Raw genomic sequence first — 8543 nt, 5'->3', positions numbered from 1 at the left:
TCTTCACATAAACCACAGAAAATGCAACGAAGCATGTTGATCTCATAGATTTCAGCATATTTTTCTTCTCTGTATAAGTGTTTTTCATCAGGCTTGCGTTCAGCAGCTTTCATTGTTATAGCTTCTGCTGGACATGATAAAGCACATAATCCGCAAGCAGTACAGTTTTCACGGCCTTGCTCATCACGTTTCAACATATGCTGACCACGATAAACTGGACTCATTTCACGAACCTGCTCTGGGTAATGAATGGTAACTTTCTTTCTAAAAAGGTGTTTTACAGTAATAATTAAACCTTTTACAATCGCCACAAGATACAATCGTTCAACAAAAGACATGTCCTTATTTGACACCACCTTTTTTCTACCCGATAATGATATAGTTTCTATTGACATTTTTACTATTATAGTTTATGATTTATAATTTGATATCGAATCAAATTTAAAATCTATTTTGTTTTTTATTTGAAGCTAACTTCGGTTCTTAGAATCCTAAAGCAGCTAAGATTTCGTGTCTTAAAATAACAACACCCGTAATCATGATATTAATGATTGAAAGCGGAATTAAAATTCTCCATCCTAAGTGCATTAATTGGTCATATCTAAATCTTGGAATCGTCCAACGTACCCACATGTAAAAGAATATGAAAAAACATATTTTTACAAATAATGCCGCAATACCTAATAAGTTAGCCACATTTACACCTACATTTTCTACCATCCATTGCATTCCTGGGTAGTTGTATCCACCAAAGAATAATACAGAAATAATAGTAGAAGAGATAAACATACTTGCATATTCAGCAAATAAATAGAATCCCATTTTCATAGATGAATATTCTGTGTGGTAACCTCCAATTAATTCGTTTTCACATTCTGCTAAATCGAAAGGAGTTCTGTTTGTTTCAGCAAATGAACAGATTAAGAAAATTAAGAATGATAATGGCTGATAGAAAACATTCCAGTTCATTCCTTGCTGCTGTAATGAGATTTCTTTTAAACTCATTGTTCCAGTCATCATCAATAAAGCGATTATTGATAATCCCATTGCAACCTCGTAAGAAACCATTTGAGAAGCAGCACGAATAGCTCCCATCAAAGAGAACTTATTGTTAGAAGCCCATCCACCGATCATGATACCGTAAACTCCAACAGAAAGAACTCCAAAAATGTACAATAATGCGATATTAACATCTGTAGCTTGAAGAATAATGTCTCTTCCAAAAAGGTGTAAACGATCTCCCCACGGAATTACAGCACTAGTCATCAAAGCGGTACTCATTGCAATTGCAGGTCCAACTACGAATAAAAATCTATTTGGTGTGTTTGGGAAAAACTCTTCTTTAGAGAATAATTTCATACCATCTGCAAGCGGTTGTAATAAACCTCCCCATCCAGCACGGTTTGGTCCAACACGATCTTGCAAGAAAGCAGCAACTTTACGTTCTGCCCAAGTAGAATACATCGCCATAATCATTGTTACCGCAAAAACGACAACAATTACAACACTTTTTTCTATAATAAATGCACTTTCCATTTCTTACTATTTTTGATCTTTATCAGTTAATGGAATTGCAGCCATACTAATTTTTTTACGGTCAATATCTCTACCTAAAAGGATATTCTTTTCTGTATCGATTGTAACTTTCTCTAATTTTTGAGTGTAGTTATTTTGGTTGATAACAGAATCTTTTTCAAATTCTCTCGGACCTTCAATAACCCAGTCATTTACATCTTTGTGATCAAAACGACAGCTGTTGCAGATGAATTCTTCAACTTCATGGTACTCGTCTTTACGACCAGTTACACGTTGAATTTCTCCACCAAACATCCAAACTGTAGTTTTACCGCAACATCCTGGAGTAGTACATTCTCTGTGCGCGTTATAAGGTTTGTTAAACCAAACTCTTGATTTAAAGCGGAAAGTTTTATCTGTTAAAGCTCCAACCGGACAAACGTCAATCATGTTTCCAGAGAACTCATTGTCAATTGCTTTAGAAATTCCAGTAGAAATATTAGCATGGTCACCGCGATCTAATACTCCATGAACTCTGTTGTCTGTCAATTGATCTGCAACTTGTACACATCTTTGGCATAAAATACAGCGATTCATGTGAAGTTGAATATTTGGACCAATATCTTCTGGTTCAAATGTTCTTTTTTCTTCAATATAACGTGATTTCGGATTTCCGTGCTCGAAACTTAAATTTTGTAAATCACATTCTCCAGCCTGATCACAAATTGGACAGTCTAATGGGTGATTGATTAATAAAAATTCTGTTACAGATTTGCGAGCCTCAGTTACTCTTGCAGACGATTTACTGTTTACTTCCATACCATCCATACATCCTGTTACACAAGATGCCATTAATTTTGGCATTGGTCGTGGATCAGCTTCACTACCTTTAGAAACTTCAACTAAACAACAACGACATTTACCGCCACTGCCTTTTAATTTTGAGTAATAGCACATGGCTGGCGGAACTAAATCTCCACCAATCATACGTGCAGCCTGCAGGATCGTTGTTCCTGGTTCTACGTCTATACTTTGACCGTCTATGGTTACTTTCATCTCTTATTGATTTGAATGTTGAAAGTCGGAATATTTAAAAGAGTTGCTGTCCTTTTTAATATTTTTAACTTTATAACTTTCTCTATATATTTTTATACGATTACTTTACCGCCTACTAAATGCTTAACTTGTGAGAAGGGCTCGGCAACAAAGTGATCTCTATTTTTAATTTTTTCTGGGAAACGAACGTGATATTCGAACTCATCTCTAAAGTGACGAATCGCTGCAGCTACTGGCCAAGAAGCGGCGTCACCAAGTGGACAAATTGTGTTTCCTTCAATTTTACTTTGAATGCTCCACAATAATTCGATATCTTCTTCACGGCCCTGACCGTTTTCGATTCTCCATAAGATTTTTTCTAACCATCCTGTTCCTTCACGGCAAGGAGTACATTGTCCGCAAGATTCGTGGTGATAGAAACGAGCAAAGTTCCAAGTGTTTCTTACTACACAAGCAGTGTCGTTGTAAACAATAAATCCTCCAGAACCTAACATCGATCCAGTAGCAAAACCACCATCACTTAAAGATTCGTAAGTCATTAAACGATCTTCGCCATTTGCGGTTTTGAAAATCAATTCAGCTGGTAAAATTGGCACAGAAGAACCTCCTGGTACAAATGCTTTTAACGGACGGCTTGAAGACATTCCTCCTAAATATTCATCAGAATTCATGAATTCGTCAACACTTAAACCTAATTCAATTTCGTAAACACCAGGATTTTTAATGTGTCCTGAAGCAGAAATTAATTTAGTTCCAGTAGAGCGTCCAATTCCAATTTTAGCATAATCATCGCCAGAATTGTTTACAATCCAAGGCACGGTCGCAATAGTTTCAACGTTGTTTACTACTGTTGGATTTGCCCAAAGACCAGAAACCGCTGGAAAAGGTGGTTTAATACGAGGATTTCCTCTTTTACCTTCCAATGATTCAATTAATGCTGTTTCTTCTCCACAGATATAAGCTCCAGCTCCACAGTGTACGTGAAGTTCAAGATCATAACCTGTTCCTAATATATTTTTTCCTAACCATCCGGCAGCTTTTGCTTCGGCGATTGCTCTTTCTAAAATTTTGAAAACCCACATATATTCTCCACGGATGTAGATATAAGATAGGTTAGCGCCCAAAGCGTAGCTAGAAGTGATCATTCCTTCGATCAATAAGTGAGGAATATATTCCATCAAAAATCTATCTTTGAATGTTCCAGGCTCAGATTCGTCGGCGTTACAAACTAAATGTCTTGGTCTTCCTGATTTTTTATCGATAAAGCTCCATTTCATTCCAGCAGGGAAACCTGCGCCACCACGACCACGTAATCCTGATTTTTTTACTTCCTCAGTTACTTCGTCCGGAGTTAATGTTTTTAAAGCTTTTTCTACAGAAGCGTAACCACCATTTTGACGATAAACTTCGTAGGTCTTAATTCCAGGAATATTGATTTTATCTAATAATATTTTTTGTGACATCTTATTTATCGTGTAATATTATTTTATCATCTCTACAATCAGCAATGATCTGATCGATTTTCTCTTCTGTCAGTTTTTCTTTGTAGAAATCACCTAATTGCATCATCGGAGCATATCCGCAAGCACCTAAACATTCTACACCAGCAATGGTAAACATTCCGTCTGGAGTTGTTTCTCCCATTTTAATGCCTAGTTTTTCAGAAGTATAATCCATCAAATCTTCGGCACCTCTTAAACAACAACAAGAAGTTTGGCAGAACTCAAACATGTACTTACCAATTGGCTTTTGGTTGAACATCGTATAGAAAGTTACAACTTCATAAACTTCGATTGGTTTGATCTGAAGAATCTCAGCAACTTTGTCTTGCAATTCAATACTAAGCCAGTTGTTATGTGCATCCTGAACTTCGTGCAAAACAGGCAATAAAGCTGATTTTTGTTTGCCCTCAGGATAATGACTGATTAATTCATTGATACGAGCGATCAATGCTTCAGTCATATTTATTTCTTGTTTGTAATGTTTTCTTTCCATTTTATTCTTGTTTTGCCGCAAGGGCGCAAAGGCACAATTTTTTTAATCTAAATTGTTTAGGCGTCTAATTCTCCTGCAATTACGTTCAAACTTGAAAGAATGATAATTGCATCAGAAAGCATGGCACCTTTAATCATTTCTGGGAATGCTTGATAATAAATAAAGCAAGGTCTTCTGAAATGTAATCTATATGGAGTTCTACTTCCGTCTGTTACTAAATAAAAACCAAGTTCTCCATTTCCTCCTTCAACAGGGTGATATATTTCTGCAACTGGTACAGGAACTTCTCCCATTACGATCTTAAAGTGATAAATTAAAGATTCCATAGAAGTGTAAACATCTTCTTTTGGAGGAAGGTAGTAATCTGGAACTTCAGCATGATATTCGTTTCCTGGAGGCATTTTTTCTAAAGCCTGACGAATAATGCTTAAACTTTCCCAAACTTCAGCATTACGAACACAGAAACGATCGTAAGTATCTCCTGATTTTCCAACAGGAACAATAAAATCGAAATCTTCGTAAGATGAATAAGGTTGTGCTACACGTACGTCATAATCAACTCCAGCAGCACGTAAATTTGGACCTGTAAATCCGTAAGCCATTGCTTTTTCGGCAGTGATGCCACCAACGTTTACAGTTCTATCAAGGAAAATTCTATTTCTCTCGAATAAGTTTTGGAATTCCTGCCAAACTGGAGGGAATTCTTCTAGGAATTTATCTAGTTTTTTGAAAACTTCTGGAGACCAGTCTCTTTCAAAACCACCGATTCTTCCCATATTTGTAGTCAAACGAGCTCCACAAATTTCTTCGTAGATTTCGTAGATTTTTTCTCTAAATTGAAAAACGTATAAGAAACCAGTATACGCACCAGTATCAACCCCTAAAATTCCGTTACAGATAATGTGGTCCGTAATACGAGCCAATTCCATAACGATAACTCTTAAATATTGTGCTCTTTTTGGAACTTCAATGCCTAATAGTTTTTCTACTGTCATCCACCATCCCATATTATTAATAGGAGAAGAACAATAGTTCATACGGTCTGTAAGAGGTGTAATTTGATAAAAAGGACGATTTTCGGCAATTTTTTCAAATGCTCTGTGGATGTAACCAATAGTTGGTTCAGCCTCAAGAATTTTTTCACCATCCATCAATAAGATATTTTGGAAAATACCGTGTGTTGCAGGGTGAGTCGGACCTAAATTTAGTACAGAAAGTTCACTTCCGTCGTCGTTTAGTCTCTCCTTAATTATTTTAGCATAACGATGCTCTGGTGGTAATAATAGTTCTGACATTTTATAATGTTGAATTATTTTTTAGCAATTTGATGTTGTTCTTCCGAAGAATCGGTCATCCTTATCTGTTCTTCCGCTGTCTTCCATTGGGAATTCTTTTCTCATTGGATGAGACTGCATTTCGTCCATATTTAAAATACGTTTCAATTGAGGATGTCCTATAAAGTCAATCCCATAGAAATCGAAAGTTTCTCTTTCCATCCAGTTAGAAGACAAGAAAATATTTGAAACTGTTTTAATTTCTGGTTTTTCGCCGTTTAAGAAAACTTTGATTTTTAATCTTTTGTTTTCGTACCAGTTGTGTAAATGATAAACAACTGCAAACTGACGTTCTGTTTCGTTATCTGGATAATGAATGCCGCACAAATCTGTTAAGAAATGAAAACGTAATTCTGGATCGTTTTTAAGGAAAAGAATCAACGCTGTAATTTTATCAGCCGAAGCTTCTAAAGAAAAAATATCTCTTTCTTGTTGAAAGTTAAAAACATCGTTACTGAATGTTTCTACAAGTTTGTCTTGAATTTGGGTATTTTCTAAGGCCATCTTATGAGATATTATATGAAGCTAATAATTCTTGGTATTCTGGTGAGCTTCTTCGTCTCACAGATTCGCTTTTAACCAAGTCCTGAAGTCTCATAACTCCATCAACAATTTGTTCTGGTCTTGGCGGGCATCCTGGTACATAAACGTCAACTGGAATTACTTTGTCAATTCCTTGAAGAACAGAGTAAGTATCAAAAACTCCTCCTGAAGAAGCGCATGCTCCAACAGCAATTACCCAGCGGGGTTCTGACATTTGCTCGTAAACTTGTCTCAAAATAGGAGCCATTTTTTTAGAAATAGTTCCCATTACTAATAACATATCGGCTTGTCTTGGCGAGAAACTCACACGCTCAGAACCAAATCGAGCTAAGTCGTAGTGAGATGCCATTGTTGCCATGAATTCGATACCACAGCATGAAGTCGCGAAAGGAAGCGGCCATAATGAGTTAGCTCTTGCTAAACCAACAACATCACTAAGTTTTGTGGCGAAGAAACCTTCACCAGTAACTCCTTCTGGCGGCGCAACCATATTTACTTTTGAATCGCTCATTTTATTTTAGATTTCTGATTTTAGATTTTAGATTTTTTGAAATCGTAAAAGGTAAAATCAATTTTTTAAATCAGTACTTTAAATTCGAATTCAAATTTTAAATCTCAATAGTAGATAAATCTAAAATTTCAGATCTAAAATCTAAAATCATTATTCCCACTCTAATGCTTTCTTTTTGATGATATAGAAGAAACCAACTAAAAGCAAAGACATGAAAACTAACATTTTTAGCATTCCTTCAATTCCTAAGTCTTTGAAGTTTACCGCCCAAGGATAAAGGAAAATAACCTCTACGTCGAATAATACGAACAAAATGGCAACTAAGAAGTATTTTACAGAGAATGGAATACGGGCGTTACCAACAGATTCGATACCGCATTCGAAGTTTTTATCTTTAACTTCAGAGGTTCTTCTTGGTCCTAATTTTCCAGAAATAATGATTGTTCCTACCACAAAACCAACAGCTAGAATAAACTGCATTAAAATAGGAATGTAACTGTATTGATCAGATTGCATAAACTTCGTGTTTTATACTTAAAAAATGAGCCACAAAGATAACTTGGAACTCTGTAAAACACAAGCTAAAAAAGGATTTAAGTAGGGTAGTAAACCGCGTTTATGTCTAATTTTTATTCATTATAAATAACATTGCGTTATTTTAATATTTTTTTAAGAAATGGGTAAAAAAAAACGTCCCGATACTTCGGGACGTCTTCTGAGACCATTCAGAGGCAAAAAAAATAAATTGCTATATTTTTCTTAGATTACTGCTACTTTAGCAGCAACTTTCCCTTTTCTTCCTTCTTCTTCTTCATAGCTTACACGGTCACCTTCGCGTAATTCTTCCGCGTTAATTCCTGAAGCGTGAACGAAGATGTCTTTTCCTGTTTCTTCGTCTGTAATGAATCCATAACCTTTAGATTCATTGAAAAATTTTACTGTACCTGTACGCATTTGTAATGTAATAATAATTTATAATAAACAAATGTAGTATATAATATCATACAAAAGACATCTACGTGTTAATTTTTTGTAAAAATTATTGATTTACAGTGTTTTTACGTGGTTTATTGCGTCAATTTGTTTATAAAATACCATAATTTGCGAATCATTAATTGTAAGAATAAGAAAACATTACGTTTGTAAGAATATGATAATTCAAAAAAATAATGGTTTAAGATTTTTCTTAATATTTGATTAAATTAAAAAAGCCGCTGAAATTTCAGCGGCTTTTTGTTTTTTTATGAATAAATTACTTCAAATTAAGCTATATCTACTTTAATACGAAGTTCTTTCAATTGTGCATCGTCAATTGCAGCAGGAGCATCGATCATAACATCGCGTCCTGAATTGTTCTTAGGGAAAGCAATGAAATCTCTAATTGTTTCCTGACCTCCAAGAATTGCTACAAGTCTATCAAGACCAAAAGCAAGTCCTCCGTGAGGCGGTGCTCCAAATTGGAAAGCGTCCATTAAGAATCCAAATTGCGCTTTTGCTTCTTCTTCGGTAAATCCTAAATATTTAAACATTAATTGTTGTGTCGCTTTATCGTGAATACGAATAGATCCACCTCCAATTTCGTTTCCGTT

Annotated in this window: 11 protein-coding genes; all 11 read right to left on the bottom strand. The window is 35.4% G+C overall.

Going from position 1 to position 8543, the window contains the following annotated elements; all coding sequences use genetic code 11:
- A partial coding sequence (locus B3J44_RS22050) for a NuoI/complex I 23 kDa subunit family protein (RefSeq protein WP_286971455.1) occupies positions 1-395 on the bottom strand: 395 nt, incomplete at its 3' end.
- Positions 396-483: 88 nt separating this feature from the next.
- Complete coding sequence (gene nuoH / locus B3J44_RS22045) at positions 484-1536, bottom strand: NADH-quinone oxidoreductase subunit NuoH (protein WP_198854881.1); 1053 nt, start codon at positions 1534-1536, stop codon at positions 484-486.
- Between the two features lie 6 nt (positions 1537-1542).
- Entirely contained in the window at positions 1543-2571 is a 1029-nt protein-coding gene (locus tag B3J44_RS22040) for a 2Fe-2S iron-sulfur cluster-binding protein (RefSeq protein WP_091490522.1), read from the bottom strand.
- Between the two features lie 92 nt (positions 2572-2663).
- The gene (gene nuoF / locus B3J44_RS22035) at positions 2664-4034 is read right to left on the bottom strand and encodes an NADH-quinone oxidoreductase subunit NuoF (RefSeq protein WP_179003261.1); all 1371 of its coding nucleotides are present in this window, start codon (positions 4032-4034) and stop codon (positions 2664-2666) included.
- 1 nt (position 4035) lies between these two features.
- Entirely contained in the window at positions 4036-4566 is a 531-nt protein-coding gene (locus B3J44_RS22030) for a complex I 24 kDa subunit family protein (protein ID WP_012023324.1), read from the bottom strand.
- A 56-nt stretch (positions 4567-4622) separates the two neighbouring features.
- Positions 4623-5861, bottom strand: a complete 1239-nt coding sequence (locus B3J44_RS22025) for an NADH-quinone oxidoreductase subunit D (protein WP_111368854.1) — start codon at positions 5859-5861, stop codon at positions 4623-4625.
- Between the two features lie 21 nt (positions 5862-5882).
- Positions 5883-6404 carry an NADH-quinone oxidoreductase subunit C gene (locus tag B3J44_RS22020; protein WP_286971454.1) on the bottom strand — a complete coding sequence of 174 codons (522 nt, stop codon included), beginning with the start codon at positions 6402-6404 and terminating at the stop codon, positions 5883-5885.
- A 1-nt stretch (position 6405) separates the two neighbouring features.
- The gene (locus B3J44_RS22015) at positions 6406-6954 is read right to left on the bottom strand and encodes an NADH-quinone oxidoreductase subunit B (protein ID WP_111378918.1); all 549 of its coding nucleotides are present in this window, start codon (positions 6952-6954) and stop codon (positions 6406-6408) included.
- 150 nt (positions 6955-7104) lie between these two features.
- Positions 7105-7470: an NADH-quinone oxidoreductase subunit A gene (locus B3J44_RS22010; RefSeq protein ID WP_095929654.1), complete on the bottom strand. Its 366-nt coding sequence runs from the start codon at positions 7468-7470 to the stop codon at positions 7105-7107.
- 243 nt (positions 7471-7713) lie between these two features.
- On the bottom strand, positions 7714-7908 hold the full coding sequence (locus B3J44_RS22005) for a cold-shock protein (RefSeq protein ID WP_007137066.1): 195 nt from the start codon (positions 7906-7908) through the stop codon (positions 7714-7716).
- A gap of 308 nt (positions 7909-8216) precedes the next feature.
- The coding region (locus B3J44_RS22000) for an amino acid--tRNA ligase-related protein (RefSeq protein ID WP_286971434.1) at positions 8217-8543 on the bottom strand (327 nt) is incomplete at its 5' end.

The organism is Flavobacterium sp. UBA4854 (assembly GCF_002399805.1).
GTDB classification, from domain to species: Bacteria; Bacteroidota; Bacteroidia; order Flavobacteriales; family Flavobacteriaceae; genus Flavobacterium; species Flavobacterium ginsengisoli.
This window is presented reverse-complemented; position numbering and strand designations above follow the sequence as displayed.

What these genes read in the sequence shown, in the direction of transcription:
- B3J44_RS22020 (WP_286971454.1), bottom strand. Translation starts at nt 6,404, where the DNA reads ATGGCCTTAGAAAATACCCAAATTCAAGACAAACTTGTAGAAACATTC.
- nuoH (WP_198854881.1), bottom strand. Translation starts at nt 1,536, where the DNA reads ATGGAAAGTGCATTTATTATAGAAAAAAGTGTTGTAATTGTTGTCGTT.
- B3J44_RS22005 (WP_007137066.1), bottom strand. Translation starts at nt 7,908, where the DNA reads ATGCGTACAGGTACAGTAAAATTTTTCAATGAATCTAAAGGTTATGGA.
- B3J44_RS22030 (WP_012023324.1), bottom strand. Translation starts at nt 4,566, where the DNA reads ATGGAAAGAAAACATTACAAACAAGAAATAAATATGACTGAAGCATTG.
- nuoF (WP_179003261.1), bottom strand. Translation starts at nt 4,034, where the DNA reads ATGTCACAAAAAATATTATTAGATAAAATCAATATTCCTGGAATTAAG.
- B3J44_RS22010 (WP_095929654.1), bottom strand. Translation starts at nt 7,470, where the DNA reads ATGCAATCTGATCAATACAGTTACATTCCTATTTTAATGCAGTTTATT.
- B3J44_RS22015 (WP_111378918.1), bottom strand. Translation starts at nt 6,954, where the DNA reads ATGAGCGATTCAAAAGTAAATATGGTTGCGCCGCCAGAAGGAGTTACT.
- B3J44_RS22040 (WP_091490522.1), bottom strand. Translation starts at nt 2,571, where the DNA reads ATGAAAGTAACCATAGACGGTCAAAGTATAGACGTAGAACCAGGAACA.
- B3J44_RS22025 (WP_111368854.1), bottom strand. Translation starts at nt 5,861, where the DNA reads ATGTCAGAACTATTATTACCACCAGAGCATCGTTATGCTAAAATAATT.